Origin of the sequence: Terriglobus roseus (assembly GCF_900105625.1) — a bacterium.
Taxonomy (GTDB): Bacteria; Acidobacteriota; Terriglobia; order Terriglobales; family Acidobacteriaceae; genus Terriglobus; species Terriglobus roseus_B.
Window position 1 is genome coordinate 1260477 of record NZ_FNSD01000001.1, and the last position, 21117, is coordinate 1281593.

A 21117-nucleotide genomic window follows, 5' to 3' on the forward strand; every position below is an offset into this window, starting at 1 on the left:
CCCCATGCAGCTCACGCAGCATCAGCAATTCAAGTACGGAGCCCTTCTCATGAAGCTTTCCCATCGTGTTCTCGCATCTTCCTTGGGTGCCATGTCTCTTCTGTCACTCTCACCCATAGCCTTTGCACAGGCTGGGGCGCCCAAACCGGCGAACGGCATCTGGCAGGGCATCGCCAAAGTGCGGGATACGGAGATTCCCATCACAGTCCGCATCTCCGCCAGCGGCTCCAGGCTTGAAGCAGCGTTTCTGAATGGACCAGCCAATCATCCGGATGTCTCACCGGCTTCTTCGGTAACGCTGGACGGAAATCATCTGGTTGCATCGTTCGATTACTTCGCACGGCAGCTCGATGCCACCATTGATGGTGATTCGCTCACGGGAACTTACGGAGCTGCCCTGCCGGGCAAGCGTGCGTCCACACCCACGACGTTCACCGCGAAGCGCGTGAGTAAAGCCTCCGATCCGGCTGCTGCGGCCAACGCTCCCAACATTTCGGGCTCCTGGGAGATTGCGACGACGAGCACCAAAGGTGAAAAGGCTTGGGAGCTTCGTGTGGATGCGCCTGCCGAAAAGTCTCCTGTGATCAAGGCAGCCATTCAGCGTATCGATGGCGATACCGGCGGTCTCTGGGGAACGTGGAACGGCACTGCTTATGTGGTGGGACATTTCAATGCATCCGGTGGGGCGGCCTACTCCATTACGCCGCAGGCGGACGGAACACTCAATGTACGAAGCCTTCTTGGAGGCGTGCATGGCTCCTCTCCGGATCTGGTCGCGCGCAAGTCAGAGGAAGCACGCAAGCTCAACCTGCCAGCACCCACTGAAACCACGCAGCAGACCACGGTGAAAGATCCCAGCGCACCGCTGGCGTTCAGTTTTCCTGACCTGAGCGGCAAGGTCGTCTCCAACACGGACCCGGAGTTTCGCGGGAAGGTTGTCATCGTAGCAATTGGTGGCTCCTGGTGCCCCAATTGCCACGACGAAGCGCCTCTCCTCGTCTCGCTCTACAAGCGCTTCCACTCGAAGGGGCTTGAGATTGTGAACCTCGATTTCGAGCAGGGAGATCCTGAGACGGATACCTTGCGCCTGAAGGCCTTCATCCAGCACTACGGCATCACCTATCCCGTGCTGGTTGCCGGCACCACGGAGCAGTTGAACGAAAAGATCCCACAGGGCCAAAACCTGAACTGCTGGCCGACAGCATTCTTCGTGGGTCGGGATGGGCTGGTGAAAGAAACTCATGCCGGCTTCGCAGGGCCTGGAAATACTGCCGGCCATGTTGCACTAGAGCACGAAGTAACAGCGCTGGTAGAGAAGCTGCTCGCCCAACCCACAACATCGCAGCACGCACAGTTGAATTAGATCAATCCGGAAAGAAGGCGGTCGGACCTATGACCGCCTTCTCATGCGAGAAAGCCTTGAATTGAGAGTGCCTTTCCTAGCCCAGCACTCGGATGACGCCAGATCGCCGAGGCGCCCCTCAACGAAGCAGTTCTTTGGACCGGTATCGGTGGAGGGTCATATCGGCGAACCGGATTTTGGCAGCATTATCCAAGCCATGGTCTACGGCTCATGCAGGCAGTAGCGAAGGTTAGCTTCTAGGGCCACTGGACCAAAGAACATCAGGAGAGCCGTCAGAGTGAGGTTCCACTTTGGCGAGGACGACCGCATTTGCAATTTCGGTATCAGTATGGGCGCCAGTCGGTGCACGCTTGGCAGCTTAATTCCGAAGATGCTGAGTTGAGCCCGGATTGCGAACTGATCGGTACGGTGGATCGCCCACTCCTTATTGACGCGACGTCATGCATGTGAGAACTTCGTTAATGTGATTCTCGTCGCAAAAACGTTTTATTGCTTCATCGAAGGTACGCCTTGTTGTTGTCTACGGCCTCCCGTGGTGCGATGACGGCTGTGTCTCTGTAGCGTCCTACAGATCGAAACCAGCAAGTTGTTTGCCCACGTTACGGTGGGCATTGCTGTTTGTAGCTGTTGCAATCCCGCCCTCATCCCAAGTGATTTCTCGCTTGCACAAGGGAGTATGGATTGGCCTCGACGTCACAAAATCGCAGACAGTTTTTACAAAATGTTTTAGCGGTCTCTTCCGCATTCAGCCTGAGCAGTCCCCTGCAAGCGTTTGGCGAGCCGGCAAAGCAGCGCCCAAACATCATCTTCATCCTTGCGGATGACATGGGCTACGCGGACACCAGCGTCTACGGACAGCGCAAGTTTAAGACGCCCAATATCGACCGCCTTGCTGCAGAAGGTGTTCGGTTTGCGCAGGCGTATGCCGGTGCGCCTGTTTGTGCGCCTTCCCGCAGCGTCCTCATGACGGGCCTGAACACGGGGCATACCCGGGTTCGCGATAACTTCGCGATTGCCGGAGGCCACGTTGGATTCAAGGGTAAGGAAGAGATTCGCCGGGCGAGCCTTACGGACGCCGATCGCACCGTTGCGGACTACCTGTCACGCAGCGGCTATAAGACCGCGCTGTTTGGGAAGTGGCATCTGGATGGCTATGATCCGGCAGCGATCCCAACGCGACACGGTTTTGAAACCTTCAAGGGCTGGCTTACACAGACGGGCAGCACTCAGGGATATTTTCCGCCGCAACGTTACGACAACGGGCGCCTGATCGATATTCCGGAAAATGCGGATGGCAAGAAGGGCCGCTACGACACGACCATGATCACGGAGGATGCGGTCGATTACATCCAGAAGAGTGGCCGTGATCCGTTCTTCGTCTATGTCGCTTACGACGCGCCACATAGTCCGTATCTCGCGCCGGATCTAGGTTCTTATGCCAATGAGCCGTGGGATGAGGATGAGAAGACCTATGCCGCGATGATCGAGCATCTCGATCGTGGTGTTGGCAAAATTCTTGACGCGTTGGCCAGGAAGGGAATCGACGAAAACACGATCGTCTTCTTCGCCTCCGATAACGGTCCTCGCTCCGAACCGACACCACAACAGACAAAGGTCGTGAACTTCTTCGACTCAAACGGAGCGCTGCAGGGATATAAGCGCGACATGTATGAGGGTGGCATTCGTGAACCCTTCATAGCGCGTTGGCCTGGGCACATACCAGCCGGCAAGGTCTCGCAGGTTCCAATCTTCTTTCCGGATGTCCTGCCGACCGCGCTCGACCTGGCGGGCGCACCTCCAGAAAAGACGGATGGCATAAGCATTCGACCCTATCTCCTCCACCCAGAAGCGAAGGTGAAAGATCGGTTTCTCTACTGGGAGTTTTACGAACCCGTGTTCGAACAGGCAGTGCGTTGGGGGAAGTGGAAGGCCGTGCGCCATGGACGGAAGAGCCCGCTGGAACTGTATGACCTGACGGCCGATCCGGCGGAGAAGAACAACATCGCGTCTCCGAATCAGGATGTTGTCAGCCGCATTGAGCGCTACATTCGCGAAACTCATACTCCCTCTGTGGAATACCCTGACCCCGCATGACCTTCGACAACATGACAGGCACAAGAACAAACACGCGGTGTTGCTCGGATCTCCTCCCCGGAGATCGCACGTCGCTGTGCGCCTGTTGTCGTTGTTATTTGCTGTAGCTCTCTAAATCAGAAGGCCAATTCTTCCTATAACCAGAGGCGCGGCTGCATCTCGCAGACCCCCATGCCCCGTCCACGAAAGGACTACCTTGCTCAACTCGCGTTCTAGCTTGCGCTCTTCGTTGTTCGACACAGCCGTGTCTTCGCATGGCATCACCATCGCGACGGTGGCTGTTTTTAGTGTGCTGTCCATCACGGGCATCGCTCACGCTCAATCGACACAGGGCACCATCAACGGCATCGTCACGGATGCACAGGGTGCCGTTGTTCCAAATGCGACGATTCGCGTGACCAATGACGCCACGGGCGTGGCCGTTGATACAAGCTCCAATGGTGCCGGTCGGTACAACGTACCGGCACTCAACGTGGGCACCTACACAGTGGTCGTGGAGCGTTCCGGCTTCGGACGGTATACACGGAGAGGGCTGACGCTTTCGACGGACCAGGTGCTCGGTGTCGATGTCCAGCTTGCAGCGGGTTCGGCGGATCAAACGATCACCGTGACCAGCAGTGCCGCCGAGCTCGAGACACGCACGTCTTCCATCGGACAAACGATCGAATCCAAGAGTGTCTCCGAACTGCCCCTTGGCAATCGAACCTCGATGAACATCGTCGCTCTTGTAGGCGGAGCAGTGTTTATCGATTCCGCAAACTACAGCCTGTCGGGTGGCAGAACGAAGAGTTCGATGACCTGGCTCGATGGAGGATCGGGCCAGAATATCCGCATCGGCATCGGTACCGCGGAGGTCAGCCCACCGGTCGACACCGTGCAAGAGATCGGCGTGATCAGCAACAATTATGGAGCAGAGTTTGGTGGATCGGCGGGCGGCATTGTGATCCAGACGACCAAGTCCGGAACGAACCGCTTTCATGGATCAGCCTATGAATTCTTGCGGAATGATGCGTTCGACGCACCTGGCTATTTCGCTGCGACGACGAACGGCGTCAAGAGCAAGCCGGAACTTCGCTATAACATCTATGGCGGGACCATCGGCGGCCCTATCCGCAAGGACCGTACGTTCTTCTTCTTTGGCTTCGAGGGTGGTCGGCAACGCACGGGGTCATCTGTGACGCTCACCGTACCCACGCTCCTGCAGCGTGCGGGCGATTTCTCGCAGACCTATACCACCGCCGGAAAGCTCATTCCGATCTACGATCCGTCCACGACCAGAACTGTGGGCGGTGTGACCACGCGAACGCAGTACGTAAACAACAAGATCACCAACATCGATCCGGTTGCAGCTGCGTTGATGCAGTACTACCCGCTGCCGAACCGTTCTGCTGACAACATAGCGGGGGCGAACAACTTCCGGGCCAACGATGTCAGTGGAAACAACACGCAGTTTTACCTCGCTCGTGTCGACCATGCGTTGACGGCCAATGACCGCTTGGCACTGCGGTACATCCACACGGATGGAGTAACAGTCAACAATTCGGTCTACCCCTTAATCGCTGCAGACCCAACGCTCAACAGCACCTCCACGGACGACATCGGGTACGCACAATGGACGCATACCTTTTCCCCAACGGTGCTGAACGATCTCCGTTTTCTCTATGACGTTCGTGTTTATCACCAGTATTCCGACGGCGTTGGGAAGTTCCCCTCGATCGGTCTCACGGGTGTGTCCGCGAACGCTTTCCCGAACTTCGCGCCGGCCGGATTCAGTCCGCTGGGCAGCAGCTCGCAGGAGCGCCAGCAGTACCCGGTAACCGTATATCAACTGGTTGACAATCTTTCCCAGAACCTTGGTCGACACAATCTGAAGTATGGAGCAGAAGTCCGGCGTTCGATGGACCATGAGGTAAGTCTTTCCACAGCCTCCGGCTCCTTTACGTTCGCGACCCAGGCGACGGGGCTGCCCGGCAACAGTGCCACAGGAAACGGGCTTGCTTCATTTCTAACCGGGTTCCCGACTGCGTTCGGTGCGGCGTCGACTGAACCCGTGACGCGCGTGAGCTGGTACATCGCGGGATTTGTACAGGACGACTGGACTGTAACGCCTCGTTTGACGCTCAATCTTGGGGCTCGCTGGGAGACGGATACGCCGATCAAAGATGAAAACAATCGGATGAACAGCTTCGACGCAACGCAGATCAATCCTGTATCCGGCACGCCGGGCGTCATCAAGTTCCTTGGCTTGAATGGATATCGCACCACACCCTATGACGGTGACTACAACAACTTCGCTCCGCGCCTTGGATTCTCCTACCAGCCGTTTCGTGCAGGCGAGACCGTGGTTCGCGGTGGTGTGGGTGTCTTCTTCGCTCATCCCTTCGATTCTGGTCAGCCCAATGCTGCGGCGCTTGGCTACAGCCTCTCCGCTTCGCTTACGACACCGGACAACGGCATTACCGCGCCGTTCTATCTCCGGAATGGTGTGCCTGTCGTCTCAAATGCGAGTGCACCCCTGAACGACAGTTATGGAGCAGTGCCGGTTGGGAGTGCTGCTACGACCGCCGTCAGCTACTTTGATCCGAAGAAGCGAACGGGGTACACCACGCAGTTCAACCTGGATGTGGAGCAGCGTCTGCCTGCGCAGTTCGTTCTCGAAGTTTCAGGGCTTGGCAATGTTGCTCAGAAGCTTGCCGGCGCGACACAGCAGATCAATCAGATCAGTCCTTCCATCCTTGGAGCTGCGCATAGCTCACAGAGGGATCGACCGTTTCCCCAGTTCGGCAATGTGAGTGTCGTCGTGCCGACGAACAGCTCTTCGAACTATTTTGCCGGTATGGCTCGTCTGAGCCGTCGTTTCGGGAATGGGTTTAATTTCAACACAACCTACACCTTTGCAAAGTTCTTGAACAACGCCTTCGAGGGAGGATCTTCCTTCGGCTCAGACGGTGGCGCATATTCCGACTACTATAACCGCGCAGCTGACTATGGTCCTTCTTCGAACGACATCCGTCACCAGTTGATCTTGTCCGGCGTCTACGAGTTACCGTTTGGACCGCATCGCCGATTTGTCAATCAGGGTGCGGTAGCACACATCGTAGGTGGATGGACGATTGGGAATGTCACCCGCGCATACTCTGGCGCACCATTCACCGTGACCACCAACACGAACAATACCAACGCCTTTTCCAGCGGTTCGCAGCGTGCCAACATCATCGCGAACCCATACACGCCGTCCGGTCAACGGGGACCTGGGCAGCAGTGGTTGAATACAGCAGCTTTCGCGCAGCCAGCGAACTACAGCTTCGGGACGCAGCGTCGAAACAGCCTCCGCGGGCCGGGGTTCGCAACGCTCGACTTCTCCCTGATCCGGGCCGTGAGCTTTGGGGAAGGCCGCTATCTTCAACTGCGCGGGGAAGTCTTCAACGCGCTCAACCATACCAATCTGACCACGCCTTCGGCGGCCTTCGGTACTTCCACGTTCGGAACCATTACGTCTTCCTATGCGGCCCGACAACTGCAGATCGGCGCGCGCATCGTGTTCTAGGCAAGTCGGTATGCAGCTGGTGCCTCAATCGCGTGAACAAGAGAACCCGCATCAGGAGCTAACAATGTCACAGCACCATACGTCACGTCGTGATTTCATCCGTCAGGTTGCAGGTACGGCCATCGCTGCGGGAACGCTTGCGGAACAGCCGGCATTTGCGGCTGCGAGGTCTAGTGCCCGTCCGAATGTCCTCTTCATCATTTCGGACGATATGCGTGTGGAACTAGGCTGCTATGGCAGCCGCTTCCACGCGCGTACTCCAAACCTGGATGCACTTGCACGTGGCGGTGTTCGGTTCGACCGCAACTACTGCCAGTTCCCACTCTGCAATCCTTCGCGAGCATCGTTGCTCACAGGGCAGACCCCGTTGACCACAAAGGTGCTGGGGAATCGCACGGATTTCAGGCACACAAGGCCGGACGCCACGAGCCTTCCGCAGCTCTTCCAGGAGAACGGCTACGTTACTGCTCGAACGGGGAAGATCTTCCATGCGGGGTACGACGATCCAAAGGGTTGGACTGTCGGCTATGGCAACTCAGCAGTTAACTCACCTATTGAGCCGGCTGGTCGAAGGAAAGTTATCGAGCGTCCTCCTGTACCTCCGGCCCCACCCGACGTCTTGCCGGTCATGCAGTTGGACAACCAACAGGCGGCACACTCCGACCAGATCCTCGTGCTCGATGGCTACGGCGAAGGAAGTACCGAGAACCTAGTGGCGGAGACCGCGATCGAGTATCTCAGGAGGTATCGAAACCGGCCCTTTTTCATCGGTTGCGGCTTCTCGAAGCCCCATAGCCCGCCCACCGCTCCTCAACGATTCTTTGATCTCTATGACACGGCCAACATCGATCTGACGCCGGACTTTGCAGCATGGCCCACGGTGCCCCCGGGGTTTCCGAAGGCCGCAATCCGGATGCGCAATGCAGACCTCTTCATCGGACGTGGTGCGAGCCCCATGGAGGCGAAGGAAGTCATACGTGCCTATCTCGCATCCATCTCGTGGGTCGATTGGAATGTCGGGAGGGTCCTGGCCGAACTCGATGCGCTGGGACTTCGCGAGAACACCATCGTCGTTTTCGTCGCCGATCACGGTTATCAGTTGGGCGAGAAAGGGAAGTGGTCGAAGGCGGGCTCGTTGTTTGAGATGGGAACGCGTGTTCCGCTGATCATCCATGACCCTCGTGCGCGTGGCAACGGGCAAACGTCCGTCAGGATCGTGCAGTCCCTAGACATCTACCCCACGCTGGTGGAACTCTGCGGGCTGAAACCGCCAACTGGTGGGCTGCAAGGAGCCAGCTTAGCGCCGCTGCTCAAGAACCCGAAGGCGAAGTGGGACCGACCGGGCTTCAGCATTTGGAGTGAGGATGGTTCCACGGTGCATGGCACGGCAGTCCGTACGGAACAGTGGCGGTACGCCGAGTTCGGCACGGGAGGAGCCAATGGCGCGATGCTATTCGACGCTCACGGAGATCCTCTGGAGATGACAAATCTAGCGGATGATCCGAAGCATGCGAGCACCAGGAAGGCGCTCTCGAAACTCATCGCTGGGCAGCAGACGTGATCTGGTTCCGTAGTGAAGTGGTGATCCGGCAACCGGATCAGTCTTCGGTAAAGTGGAAGCTGGCCATGTGTGTGCTTCGCCTTGCTATACAGGATGGCAAATGGGAATCGCGGTCGCACTTAGAAACGTCTCGAAGGTCTACCAAAACGGCGATACCCGCTTCCAGGCGCTGTCGGATGTCAATCTCGCCGTGGAGCGCGGGATCATTCAAGGCGTCATCGGTTCCAGTGGAGCTGGTAAGAGTACGCTACTGCGTTGTGTCAGCCTTCTCGAGAATCCTGATGAAGGACAGGTCCTTGTAGACGGCATCGACCTAGCAACCCTTGAAGGGGAGACGCTTCGGACAGCGCGCCGGAAGATTGGGATCATCTTCCAGCAGTTTCACTTGTTACGCTCGCGCACCGTGTACGGAAACGTTGCGCTGCCTTTGGAGTTGGCCGGCAGAGACGCAACAGAGGTCGCGGCGCGTGTGCAGGATCTGCTGCGATGGTTCGGACTGGAAGAGAAGGCGGGTTCTTATCCGGCACAACTCTCGGGTGGGCAGCGGCAACGGGTTGCGGTAGCGCGCGCGTTGGCCACGAATCCTTCGGTGCTTCTAAGTGATGAACCCACGTCGGCGGGAGCCGCTGCAAATCCGAAAGGAGCCTCTTCCTGCACTCTTGGTAGAGCGGCTGGAGAAGGCGGGTGCGAGAGGTTCGTACCGGATCTGAAGTCGACAAGGTCGATGCGTAACGCTCCGCTTTCCAGTCGCCGCACGATGTGAGTAGAACGGCACTACGTCGAGAAGCTGAAAGCCGTGAGAGGAGGGCCCACTACCTTCATCCCGTGCCGTACGTAGGGTTGCGAATGGCATGCGACGGATATTGAATCGTGCTAGTTGTATTCCAGCAGGGCTTTGGGCAGACGCTACTCTAGGCAGAATGCTGATCCGCTTCGCTAGCTAGGAAAGCTCGGCAACCTTGGTCGTTTTAAAAGGCCAAGTTTTCCTGCGTAAATTCGCCCACTGCACCAATTCCCGCAACGCTGGACGCAGAGCTTTCCCCAGATCCGTCAAGCTGTACTCTACTCGCGGCGGAACCTCCTGGTAGATCATGCGCGTGACGATGCCTTTCGATTCGAGATCGCGTAATTGCTGGATCAACATCTTCTGCGAGACAAGTGGAATGGCGCGCTCCAACTCTGAAAAGCGCATACAAGTCTTATCGAACAGGTGAAAGACGATCATCATCTTCCATCGTCCCTCAAGGAGTTTAAAGGCCTCTTCCGCAGCATCCGCAGACCAATCATCTTTGGTATGGCCGGGACTCTCAGGAAGGTTACTTGTTGGTAGGTACCTTACTTTCTCGTGCGTTCTTGCCATAGTTGCAGTATATGCCTAGGCTTGAGGGCGTGCAGGTCGGCTCCACGCGACTAATCCGTGTCCCTGCATCAAACCAACCGGCTACGGCGTGAGCTATTGTGCCAGAACACCAGGCTCCAACCACTTTCGCCAAAGAAGTCAGACTCACTTCCCTGCCCTAATCGGCAGCTTAGGAGATTCGATGCAAACAGATGCCAACTATCTCATTTATGGCCCCGAGGTAGAGACCGTTGCTCCTGATGAGCATGTCACCTTCGACGAACTCTCACGCACGATGCAACACATCACGCGTCACATGGCTACGAGGTACAGGCACGCCTATCGCCCGGTCCATGCCAAGTCTCATGGTGTCCTCGTCGGGACGCTCGACGTTCTGCCGGACCTTCCGGAACAGCTGGCCCAAGGCCTCTTTGGACGGGTTGGCTCATACCCGGTGATTATGCGTTTCTCGACCAACCCGGGAGATTTGCTCGCCGATAACGTCTCTAGCCCCCGCGGCCTCGCCATCAAGATTCTTAACGTGGAGGGTCCCAAGGTTTCGAACCACAGCGAAGGGACGACGCAAGACTTTGTTTGCATCAATGCGAACGCATTCACTGCACCGGACCCCAAGGGTTTTCTTGAGCAAATCAAGACCTTCGATACGAACCTGGATACTCCCGAAGGTGTCAAGCATGCAGTTTCCGTCGCAGCTCGCGCTACGAATGCCGTGCTCAAGGCCGTGAACCTTCCGTCCGCCACCCTTGAGGGTATTGGTGCGTCTGCTACGCATATCCTAGGTGAAAGCTTTTCAACGGTTGCCCCCCTACGTTACGGAAATTACGTCGCGAAGGTCGGTTTCGCGCCAGGGTCCGAGAATCTGAAAGAGCTCACCGGTAAGTCTGTCGATCTCGGCGCGGACTATAACGCGCTTGAGGAGATCATTAAGCAGTTGTTCAGGCACGAAACCGCTGTGTGGGACGTCAAGGTACAGCTTGCGCTCGTCCCCGATGATCCAAGCGCAGAGGAGAAAGACAAGGACTTTCCAATCGAGGCTGCCGATAAGAAGTGGCCGGAGGACAAGAGTCCTTGGCAGACAGTTGCACGCATCACCGTAGCCCCCCAAAACACGTACTCTGACGCGCGTCAGCTCTTTGTCGACGAAAGGCTCTCCTTCAGTCCCTGGCATGCTCTCGAAGCGCATCGCCCTCTGGGCGGCATCATGCGGTCTCGACTTAAGGCTTACGAGGAAGCGATCAAGTACAGAGCTCAGCGGAACGACCGAGTGCGATCCGAACCTTCGGATATTTCTGAAGTGCCAGCCTAAACTGAAGCGCTTCATTAGCTGGCAAAATATCGCAAATTGCATCTCACTCTCGGACTTGGCCGAGAAAACCCTTGAAAACCCCAGGAGTGTACATAGCTATGCCGAATTACCTCTTGTACCGTGACGATGTCGAAACGATAGCTCCTGACGAAGCCGAAACGAAGCAAAAGATTGCGGATGTGATGACAGACGGTCTGAAGCTGGCGCGTGAAAAATACGGCCGTTCCGTACGCATCTCGCACGCGAAAGCGCATGGTCTCTTAAAAGGTAAACTGATCATCGAAGACGGTCTGCCTCAAGAATTGGCGCAGGGCCTGTTCGCGGAGCCTGGCCATTACGAAGTGCTGATCCGCATGGCACAGGCACCAGGTGAGCTTCTGGACGATTCCAAACTGTCGACCGATCGCGGTATGTCGGTTAAGGTTCTGGGCGTTAAGGGGGCTAAGCTCGACGGCCATGTGGGCGAGACCCAGGATTTTGTCTTCGATGTCGGCAAGCAGTTTCTGGCGGGCGGCATGAAGGAGTTTCTGCAGGCGTTCAAGCCGAATGCCGAGATCGCCCCAAAGCTTTCAGACAGCGTCAAGGGTGCAGTATCGACTGTCGCAAGGGCGACCAACGCGGCTCTAAACGCTGTCGGCGCGAATTCCGAGAAGCTGGCGTTCTATGGGCATCCCGTCGTTCATCCGGCAGCCGAAGAATACTTCTCGCAAACAGCGTTCCGCTATGGAGAGTACGTGGCAAAGCTGGGCTTTTTTCCAGCATCGCCTGCTCTGGAAGCGCTCAAGCAGCAACCGTTCGACCCCGAGACGCCTGATGCACTGCGCGACGCGATGAATGAGTTCTTCCGGACCAATCCGGCTGAGTTCGATCTTCGCGTACAGCTGAACACAGGTCTTGAAGATATGCCTATTGAGAACGCTCAAGCAGAGTGGTCCGAGACCGCCTCACAGTACCAGACAGTCGCTCACCTGGTGATACCACCGCAGACCGCCTGGGACCCGGCGAAAGACGGCTACTTCGAAGACCTGACGTTCTCCCCAGCGCACGCCCTTGCCGCGCATCGTCCCTTGGGCAGCATCAACCGGGCACGCCTGTTTGTCTATGGTCTGCTCGCCGCTCGCCGTTTGGCGGACAACGGAAGGACGGCCGAAGTGCCGACCAGCCTTGAGGAAGTACCCTCCTAGCAATCAAACGGATGTGCGCAACTCACTGCGCACATCCGTTTTACCTGCAAATCGCGTCCTAGCTGCTGGGCCGCTACGAACCGGGACTATCCGAGTTGTTGCTCTCCGTCTCCCATCCCCCGAACGAAACCTACATAACTGGAGCAATGTCTGTGATTCCGTCTATTGGCTATGCAACAAACCACTCTTTCCTAGGCCTCAAGCCCTACAAATTCGAACGTCCAGATGCGCGTCCAAACGAAGTCACCATCGAAGTGCTGTACTGCGGGGTCTGTCACTCGGACATTCACCAAGTCAAGAACGAGTGGGGGAATACCGTTTACCCCTGTGTGCCCGGCCATGAAGTCGTCGGTCGTGTGACCGCTGTCGGCGATTCTGTAACGACTCACCAGATCGGCGACTTGGTCGGAGTCGGCTGCATGATCGATAGTTGCCGCGAATGCGAGCCATGCCGATCCGGCGACGAGAATTACTGTGAGGGACCGAACAGTTGGCTTGCCACGTACAACGGTCCCATGGTGCCTGCAAAGAAGGCTGCCGACGAGCAGAACCACTATGGCCGCGAGAATACCTTTGGCGGCTACTCAAATGTGGTGGTCGTGCCCGAAGACTTCGTTTTGAAAATCCCGGCCTCGCTTGATCCGAAAGCAGCAGCACCTCTGCTTTGCGCGGGAGTCACGACCTACTCTCCAATGAAGCACTGGGGCGTCAAAGCCGGCAGTAAGGTAGGCATCGTCGGCTTCGGCGGGCTGGGCCACATCGCAGCCAAGATCGCCGTCGCTATGGGCGCCACTGTCGTCCTTTTCACGACCACCGAGGAGAAACAAGACGAAGCAATCCGGCTCGGCGCAACTGCGGTGATGGAGAAGGATTTGAAGGAGGAAGTCGATCCGACCAATCCCCTCACCCGGACCTTCGACTTCATCCTGAGCACGGTGCCCGAGAAACACAACCTGAACCCCTACCTGCCGCTGCTGAAGCGTGACGCCACGATGGCGATCTGCGGTGATCTCGGTCCGCTTGAGCCAATCAACAACATGCAAACTGCCTCCCATCGGAATAGCGTTGCAGGATCTCTCATCGGAAGCATCGCGGAGACCCAAGAGGTCCTCGACTTCTGTGCGGAACACAACGTTGCTCCCGACATCCAGATGATCGCCATTGCCGACATTAACGACGCCTACAAAGAAGTAGAAAAAGGCGATGTCCGCTTTCGCTACGTGATCGACATGTCGACGCTGAAGGACGAAGAGGCTTAGAGCAACGCCCGCCGCTTCGGCGGCGGACCTTAACAACGTTACCTCCTTACCCGAAACTCAAAGGATTCAGATGTCTTCCTCTCCAGATCATCTCTCGCGTCGTCAGCTCGTTGGCGCGCTCGGTGCAGGGCTTGCTGCCACTGCACTCCCGACCGTGGCACAGGCACAGGCAAGCTCTACGGCGCAGCCCGTTGCTGATCCGACGACGAAGTATCCAAAGCCGCCCTACACCAGTCCGTTCCAACCGTGGCCGGGACTAGCAAGCAAAATGACTCCGCCGCCCGATCATGGCGAGACCAGCTACAAAGGTTCAGGCCGCTTGCTGAATCGCAGAGCTCTTATCACCGGTGGTGACTCTGGCATGGGGCGGGCCGCCGCCATTGCTTACGCCCGCGAAGGCGCTGATGTTGCGATCAACTATCTGCCAGCCGAGGAACCAGATGCACAAGAGGTAGCCATGCTGATTCGCAAAGCTGGACGGAAGGCCGTGCTGATCCCAGGCGACCTCCGCGAAGAAACGTTCTGTAAAAAGCTCGTGTCACAGGCTGTTTCGGAGCTGGGCGGGCTGGACATCATTGTCTCGAATGCAGGCCGCCAGCATCAGGTGGAGTCGATTGCGGATATGACCACGGAACTCTTCGACTGGACGATGAAGACCAACCTTTATGCTCCGTTCTGGATCATTAAAGCTGCTCTTCCAAGCATGAAGCCGGGCTCCTGCATCATCGCGACAACCTCAGAACAGGCGTACGACCCCGCAGCAAATCTATACGATTACGCCCAAACCAAAGCAGCCACGATGAACTTCGTGAAATCCCTGGCAAAGCAACTCGGACCCAAGGGAGTCCGCGTGAACGGTGTAGCTCCAGGGCCCATCTATACGCCACTACAGATCTCGGGCGGCGCGACCGAAGAGCACTGGCGCGACTTCGGCGGCAAGTACCCCCTCGGCCGAGCCGGCCAGCCAGCCGAACTTGCCTCAATCTATGTCCAGCTGGCAGCGCAGGACGCCTCCTATACGACCGGGAACATCTATGGTGCCGGAGGCGGCATGGGGCAGCCATAACGCTCCTTGACGGCGACCACAGCCGAAGCATGTACCTGATCGGCTGTCACTGCACAATACAGTCCTGCTGAATGAAAACGGTGTGCCCGTTCCTTAATAGCAAAGGAGTCGACATGGAGCTCAAGAAGTTCAACGTAACCGTTATGCGCTTTAATCCTCTTGAGGGCGTTACAGGTGGAGAGACCTTCGTCCTGCCTGTCGACAGTCCAGACGAAGAACATGCGGTATCGGCAGCGATGTCGAATGCGATCGCGTTTTCTACAAAGGTGGAACGAAGCAATCCTCTTCCCGTTGCATTCACGTGTGCCGGTATCGAGATGCGCTCCGAATAATCACCCAATTTAATCGCATCCATGGAAAACGGCTGCCAGCAATGGCAGCCGTTCGTTCGTGCGTTTTCGATCTATGATCACTGCAACCGAACAGGCTTGGCATCGACCTTCACACGGAACAGTGTGTACGGTTTTTGTCGCAAGTCTTTGCCATTGTGCATCGATGGCTGGTTGAACAATTGATTGGCCGTCACGTAGAGGTAGCCGTCGTCCGAGAGGCTCATCGTGTCGGGCCAAAGCAGACGTGGGTCATGTACCAAGGTTGAGACTTCCACGCCGCCCGCAAAGTTTGAGTTAGGGCTAATCTTGAGGATGCTGCCAGAGGCCGGTGCGGTTGAGTACACGTTACCTCCTGCGTCGGACTCGAGTCCATCCGAGCTTTCCTTGCCTGTCACCAGCGCTACCTGTTTTGCAGTCGCCTCTGCCGTGAGGCTCTTATCGCGTAACGCTGCGGTGGGTACGCTGTAGAGCTTCGTCGACGAAACGGGACAAAAGAACAGCTTAGAACCATCTGCAGAGATCGCAAGTGAGTCGTTAGCGAAGATTCCAGGCTTCGCTGGTTTCCCCGGTTCTGTCTTGTACAGCGGTCGACCCTCGGCGAACATCAAAAAGCCCAGTTCCGGCTTCACTGCATCGATGTCGTCGAGTTTGCGCCAAGATTGACCGGTAGCCAGATCGACGACGACGAAGCCCGTAGGACCCTTCTCAGAGGAGTCGGTGATGTAGGCGATGCCATGAATGCCATCCGGCCCGGCAGGCGACCCGATTCTCAGATCGAAACGGACGTCATTCATATAGCTTGTGGGACCCGCGACTGAAGACGGTAGCAGGATGCGCTTGACGACCTTATTCGTTGCCAAGTCGATCGCGACGAGCTTGGGTCCTCCCGGCAGCGCGTTCTTGAGCATTGGAGAACCGGTATCCAAGACCCAAAGCCGGTTAGCTGGATCGACTACCACCGACTGGACAGACACGAAGTGTGATTCGTTTTGTCCCTGATCCTTATATTGGGTCGGGTCAGATGTGTTTCTTCCCGGCCAGTCGTTAATTTTCGGGTCGGGAAAAGGGACTGCTTTACCGTTGATCACCTCAGCCACTGTGAAGGGCACGTCATCACCCCAGCGGGGAAAGTTCACAAAGATGCGATTGGTGCGCGACACCGTTACACCGGTAGGCATAGGGCCGTTGAAGGTGGCTACTTGCTCTAAGTGGCCTACCGGTATGTCATGCGCGAGGACCTGCCCATAAGAGAGAAGCGGTGCTCCTGAAAAAAGTATGGGAAGGACTAAAACTGCATTCCGAAACGAAGTCTTCATGAGCGGTTGGATGCGGCTCTATCTGCGGGCGTAACCAGGCACATGCCTACCGTATATCTCAGCTCTAATTTTGTCGTATGTGTTCCAGGATGATCGCTGCGCTCAACTCAGGATTCTCTCTTTGAGGGAAGTGACCGGCGCCGTCGAGCAGAACGCGATGATAGCAGAGGTGAATAACGCTCGGATCCATCGGTCGTAGCTACGAGCTCACAATGATCCTCACGGCCATGTAACAGGAGCGTCGGAGTGGCGAGCGTTTTTGTGAAGTCAAGACGAGACTGCAGGTCGGCATACTGCGGATCTAGATCGGCGTGTCCCCAACGTGACCGATAACCGTGAAGAACAACATCTTTAAAATCTTTGCCTTGCCAACTTTTAGCGGATTCATCAAAGTCACTCTGCTTGTACCATCCAGCTGGACTCCAAACGTTCCACTGTGCCTGTCCAAACGCAACGGGGTCTTCGCGGAACTTCTTCTCGCCCGGCTTGGTGCAAAGAAGCCACTGGTACCAGAACGCTTGAGCCTGCGGGAACTCGGAGGAGACGCTTTGCCCGGTTCAAAGGGCACGGAGACTGCGGTCAAAGACTTGAGCCGCTTAGGAAACAGAGCCGCGAGTGCGTAGCCTGTCCTCGCTCCCCAATCATGTCCGATGAAGTGAAAGCGTTTGATATCGAGACGGTCTGCTAGATGAATCATGTCCTGAGCAAACGCGACGGGCTGGCCTGTTCTACGGGGCTTGCGACCGAGCAAGGGATCACGGAAGCTACTCGGCCCATAGCCACGAAGGTATGGAACGATCGTTTGATAGCCAGCTTGATGCAACGTTGGAAGAACCTTATCCCATGTACGCGGGGAGTCTGGCCAACCATGGACCAGAATGAGCGGCTCACCCTTCATAGGACCACTCTGTTCGTACGCTTGGCGGAGCACTTTCGTCTTGATCTTTGAAACAGACATTGTGGCCCTCTTGCGAGAGCCCTTGTTGCAGGGCTCTCGCAACACATCATTAACTGAGAACTGGCGTGCTGATCGGCTCTCGCGGACCGCCGACGAACTGTAGCAGCTCTTCATTGAGGCGATCAGCTGCCGTAAGGAAAAGCCCATGCGGTTCGCCGTCGTACTCGGTAAGTGTTGCATTCGGGAGGATCTTCACAGACCGCCGACCTGAAGCATCAATCGGCACGGTGTTATCGCTCGTCCCGTGAATGACGAGAACAGGAATCGTGATGCTCTTCATCTCCTCACGAAAATCGGTTGACGACCAGGACTTGGCTGTCTGCAGCGTGGAGCGAAGAGACCCCATCAGTGCCATGGATTGGGTCCACTCCAGGACCGGCTCCGACACGGTGTGGTGAACGACAGATCTTCCATAAAACTTGGGCCCAAACTCGTTGAGGAACGCTGGGCGATCCTTGCGTAGGTTTTCTTCAATCTCCTCGAAGACCTTCGGATCAACGCCGTCGGGATTGTCACTCGTCTTCAGCAGGTAGGGGGTAACCGCAGAGACCAGGACCGCTTTAGACACGCGCGAGGTTCCATAACGGCTTAGGTAGCGCACGACCTCTCCCCCACCCATCGAAAAGCCGACCAGCGTCGCGTCTCTGAGGTCGAGTTCTTCCATGAGCTTGTTCAGATCGGATGCAAGCGTGTCATAGTCGTACCCGGACCACGGCTGTCCCGAGCGGCCGAAGCCGCGCCGATCATAGTCAATGACCCGGAGGCCATGTTCAGCCAGAAAGTTCGCCTGCTTGTCCCAGGAATCGCCGCTGAGTGGCCATCCATGAATCAGTACGACTGGTTTTCCCGTTCCCAGATCTCGAAAAAAGATCTCTGTCCCGTCTTTTGTCACTACGTATGCCATTGATGACTCCCTTTGCGTTGTGCGGTCTCGTGAATGGCTGGTGACGACCTACTGTCACCAGCCAGAGTGCTAAGCGGCGTTTGGCTTAAGAATCACCTTTGTCCAACCGTGATCGCGGTTGTCAAAGTGCTTGTAGGCGTCCGGTGCCTCTGACAGCGGCAGGCTATGCGAGATAATGATCGACGGGTTAGCCTTGCCCTGATGAATGAGGTCACGGAGACGGCGGTTGTAGGCCTTTACGTTGCACTGGCCAGTTCCCATCTTCTGGCCCTTAAACCAGAACTTGCCCATGTCGAACGCGATCTGCCCCTTTTGGGCGAGCTTATCGTCGGATCCTGGGTCCTGCGGGACGAAGACGCCGACAACACCGATCTGTCCTGTCGCCTTCACCGCATCAACGAGCGAGTTCATGACGAGGTTGGGGACTTCTTTGCCCTTTGAGTTGTGGCATTGGTAGCCGATGCATTCAGCCCCGCAGTCGGCTCCCCAGCCGCCAGTGGCCTCGCGGATCTGATCGCCAATCTCGCCGTCCTTGGTGTTGATCGGAGTCGCACCGATTTCTTTCGCGAGCGCAAGACGATCTTCCTGGCCGTCAACGACGAAGATCTGGGCTGCGCCCTGGATGCGGGCCGACATCGCGGCCATGAGACCGACTGGGCCCGCGCCGTAGATTACGATGGACTGACCGGGTTCCAGGTTGGCGAGCCGCGTGGAATGCCACCCCGTCGGAAAGATGTCCGAGAGCATGACATAGTCGTTTTCTTTCTCGTCAACATCCGGTGGGAGCTGCAGACAGTTGAAGTCGGCGTACGGCACACGTAGATATTGAGCCTGCCCACCCTGGTAAGGTCCCATGCCGGCGAAGCCGTAGGCGGCTCCAGCCATGCCCGGCATCACTTTGGGGTCCGCACAGGTGAGGCAGTAGCCAGTGAGTCCACGCTCACAGTTGGCGCAGAAGCCGCAGCCAATGTTGAATGGGAGGACGACCTTATCGCCCATTTTGACGGTATCGACAGCTTTGCCGACCTCGACGACTTCGCCGAGATTTTCGTGACCGAGGATCTTGCCCTTCTCTACGTCGGTACGGCCTTCGTACATGTGCAAGTCAGAGCCGCAGATGTTCGTGGTCGTGAGCTTGATGATGACGTCGGTCAGCTTCTCGATCTTTGGATCGGGAACTGTGTCGACCGACACTTTCTTCGGGCCGTGATAGACAAGTGCTTTCATGCTTCTCTCCTGGTCTCAAGTTGTTTGCAACGTTCAAAGGGCCACGGCAAAACCGTGGCCCTTTGTATTGGACCCATTTCTTAGGACTTCGTGCTGTCGCGGAAGGCCTTCACCTGATCGTGGGAGGCTTGAATGTGGGGTTGCTGCTTCAGAAGGAGCGCCTGGATTGCAGCAGAGGGAAGCTCGCCTTCGAGTGCTTCCTTATACGCTTTCTTAGCCGCGTCTTCACCCTGCTCTGCCGTCTCAAGCAGCGTGTGATCGCCGCCGCCGAGGCTGGCCTTTATGTCGCCCCAAGTGCGGTGAAGGGTTCCAGAAGCCGTCCCGCCGATGCCCTTTGTGTCGCCGTCTACAAGCGCCAGCTCTGCCTCAAGTTCCTTCGCAAACTCCGCGCGAGTCGCCGATTCCTTTATGAAGAACGAACTGATGGAGGGGTCTTTTATCTTTTCTCCAAGATCAGCAAAACCCTTTTCGCCGTCATTCAGAACCTGAACTACTGTCTTGACTGTGCTGAAACCATCTGCCATGTTTGAACACCACAAGTCGTGAGAGGGTTCTTGGGCTGAGAAGGTGGCCTAGGAGGAAAACGCGCTTGGGAAAAACTACACAAATTGTTTGTTATCTATTACTTACGTCCGATAAGTCGCATTCTGTATAGTGCGATGAATCAGTCACACCGCCGAAAGCCTGCGGCGGGCGCTCTAGTCTCATCTACCGTGTAGGTTGTTGCGCCGCCCGTTCCGCACCACTTGAACGTGGTGCTCGTGCCAGAGAGGTATCCGCGGAACATGGCACCATGGTCTGAGATCTGCTGCTCGTGTTCCACGAAGGCACGGTCCCGGGCCGCGCCACGGGCCTGCATTTCCACGATGTTGGCGTGACCCATAGAGATGATGGCGGCATTGTCCCGCTCAAATTCCCTAGTGGAGCGGGCGGCCTTCTCCTGCAATGCCTGCCGCCATTCGCCAAGGTAGCGCTCGTTCGCCTGCTGCCATGCTCCGCTAGGCGGCATCGTCGATAGATTCTCCTGGGCTTGCAGTACGGACATCGCTTTGCCAATGGGTGCGGTACACACGAGGATGGTCGTGGATGTAACCTCGCGAGGGGTGCCCGCCCCGCCACCCATCGTTTGTGCATACACGGCTACCTCCTTGCCATTTGCTTGGAGCAGCGCGAAAGCCCTGTCGAAGATATTGCCAGGCGTTTGAGATTGCTCCCGCATGCGTCTTCTCGCCTCTTCCTCCATCGACTCGTAATGCGCTGTTCGCCCATCCAGCCCAAGAGCCGGGAGGATGTGTTGCTTAAGCAGATCGGCAGTAGATGTGAAGCGAAGCAAGGCCGCATTGCGCTGCCGGGCGGGATCACCAGGCATTGCGGATGCTAGTTGCGGGCTCACGTTGAGTGTATGAAACGGCACGGCCAACATCTGGATACTCGACGAACCATCGGGGCTACGGAGGTCTGCGGTCAGGGTGCCGATGGCATAGCTCAGGGGATCGCTGGTGCGGTCAATGTGGGCCTCGCCCCGCCAGCCGGGCAGGATGGGGAGCGTTCCCTGCGCGATCCCGAGCGCCGGGTCAGGCACGGGGAGGCTATTCCTGGACTGTGCACGGGCCGTTACACAGGACGGAACGGCAGAGAGG

17 protein-coding genes are annotated in these 21117 nt (G+C 56.9%); 10 read left to right on the forward strand and 7 right to left on the reverse strand.

The features are described from left to right. Positions 1 to 49 precede the first annotated feature (49 nt). From BLW03_RS04965 to BLW03_RS04985, 5 genes are all read left to right on the forward strand, one after another. Entirely contained in the window at positions 50 to 1363 is a 1314-nt protein-coding gene (locus BLW03_RS04965; protein ID WP_170834971.1) for a TlpA disulfide reductase family protein, read from the forward strand. A gap of 681 nt (positions 1364 to 2044) precedes the next feature. Continuing rightward, a complete protein-coding gene (locus BLW03_RS04970; protein ID WP_074652620.1) occupies positions 2045 to 3457 on the forward strand; it encodes an arylsulfatase in 1413 nt (470 codons plus the stop codon). Positions 3458 to 3686: 229 nt separating this feature from the next. Further along, positions 3687 to 7004 carry a TonB-dependent receptor gene (locus BLW03_RS04975; protein WP_170834972.1) on the forward strand — a complete coding sequence of 1106 codons (3318 nt, stop codon included), beginning with the start codon at positions 3687 to 3689 and terminating at the stop codon, positions 7002 to 7004. 64 nt (positions 7005 to 7068) lie between these two features. Further along, on the forward strand, positions 7069 to 8565 hold the full coding sequence (locus BLW03_RS04980) for a sulfatase (protein WP_074655781.1): 1497 nt from the start codon (positions 7069 to 7071) through the stop codon (positions 8563 to 8565). A 100-nt stretch (positions 8566 to 8665) separates the two neighbouring features. Beyond that, a complete protein-coding gene (locus BLW03_RS04985; protein ID WP_074652622.1) occupies positions 8666 to 9328 on the forward strand; it encodes a methionine ABC transporter ATP-binding protein in 663 nt (220 codons plus the stop codon). A gap of 177 nt (positions 9329 to 9505) precedes the next feature. On the opposite strand, the gene BLW03_RS04990 is transcribed toward BLW03_RS04985, so the two are convergent. Then, entirely contained in the window at positions 9506 to 9925 is a 420-nt protein-coding gene (locus BLW03_RS04990) for a winged helix-turn-helix transcriptional regulator (protein ID WP_074652623.1), read from the reverse strand. A 181-nt stretch (positions 9926 to 10106) separates the two neighbouring features. Here BLW03_RS04990 and BLW03_RS04995 point away from each other — a divergent pair, with 181 nt between their 5' ends. From BLW03_RS04995 to BLW03_RS05015, 5 genes are all read left to right on the forward strand, one after another. Further along, entirely contained in the window at positions 10107 to 11231 is a 1125-nt protein-coding gene (locus BLW03_RS04995) for a catalase family protein (RefSeq protein ID WP_074652624.1), read from the forward strand. 98 nt (positions 11232 to 11329) lie between these two features. Next, positions 11330 to 12415, forward strand: coding sequence for a catalase family protein (locus BLW03_RS05000; RefSeq protein WP_074652625.1), 1086 nt, complete (start codon positions 11330 to 11332; stop codon positions 12413 to 12415). Positions 12416 to 12567: 152 nt separating this feature from the next. Next, positions 12568 to 13674, forward strand: coding sequence for an NAD(P)-dependent alcohol dehydrogenase (locus BLW03_RS05005; protein ID WP_083350697.1), 1107 nt, complete (start codon positions 12568 to 12570; stop codon positions 13672 to 13674). A gap of 70 nt (positions 13675 to 13744) precedes the next feature. Further along, positions 13745 to 14740, forward strand: a complete 996-nt coding sequence (locus BLW03_RS05010) for an SDR family oxidoreductase (RefSeq protein WP_074652627.1) — start codon at positions 13745 to 13747, stop codon at positions 14738 to 14740. Between the two features lie 113 nt (positions 14741 to 14853). Further along, entirely contained in the window at positions 14854 to 15072 is a 219-nt protein-coding gene (locus BLW03_RS05015; RefSeq protein WP_212733138.1) for a hypothetical protein, read from the forward strand. Positions 15073 to 15149: 77 nt separating this feature from the next. On the opposite strand, the gene BLW03_RS05020 is transcribed toward BLW03_RS05015, so the two are convergent. The 6 genes from BLW03_RS05020 to BLW03_RS05045 all read right to left on the reverse strand — a co-directional run bounded on the left by BLW03_RS05020 (position 15150) and on the right by BLW03_RS05045 (position 21059). Next, on the reverse strand, positions 15150 to 16250 hold the full coding sequence (locus BLW03_RS05020) for an L-dopachrome tautomerase-related protein (protein WP_212733139.1): 1101 nt from the start codon (positions 16248 to 16250) through the stop codon (positions 15150 to 15152). Positions 16251 to 16689: 439 nt separating this feature from the next. Further along, entirely contained in the window at positions 16690 to 17493 is an 804-nt protein-coding gene (locus BLW03_RS05025) for an alpha/beta fold hydrolase (protein ID WP_348270829.1), read from the reverse strand. Further along, the gene (locus tag BLW03_RS05030) at positions 17396 to 18250 is read right to left on the reverse strand and encodes an alpha/beta fold hydrolase (protein WP_074652629.1); all 855 of its coding nucleotides are present in this window, start codon (positions 18248 to 18250) and stop codon (positions 17396 to 17398) included. The genes BLW03_RS05025 and BLW03_RS05030 overlap by 98 nt, the downstream gene beginning before the upstream one ends. A gap of 69 nt (positions 18251 to 18319) precedes the next feature. Then, complete coding sequence (locus BLW03_RS05035; protein WP_074652630.1) at positions 18320 to 19477, reverse strand: glutathione-independent formaldehyde dehydrogenase; 1158 nt, start codon at positions 19475 to 19477, stop codon at positions 18320 to 18322. An 80-nt stretch (positions 19478 to 19557) separates the two neighbouring features. Then, positions 19558 to 20001 carry a PA2169 family four-helix-bundle protein gene (locus tag BLW03_RS05040; protein WP_074652631.1) on the reverse strand — a complete coding sequence of 148 codons (444 nt, stop codon included), beginning with the start codon at positions 19999 to 20001 and terminating at the stop codon, positions 19558 to 19560. 140 nt (positions 20002 to 20141) lie between these two features. Next, a complete protein-coding gene (locus BLW03_RS05045; RefSeq protein ID WP_139285102.1) occupies positions 20142 to 21059 on the reverse strand; it encodes a hypothetical protein in 918 nt (305 codons plus the stop codon). Positions 21060 to 21117 lie beyond the last annotated feature (58 nt).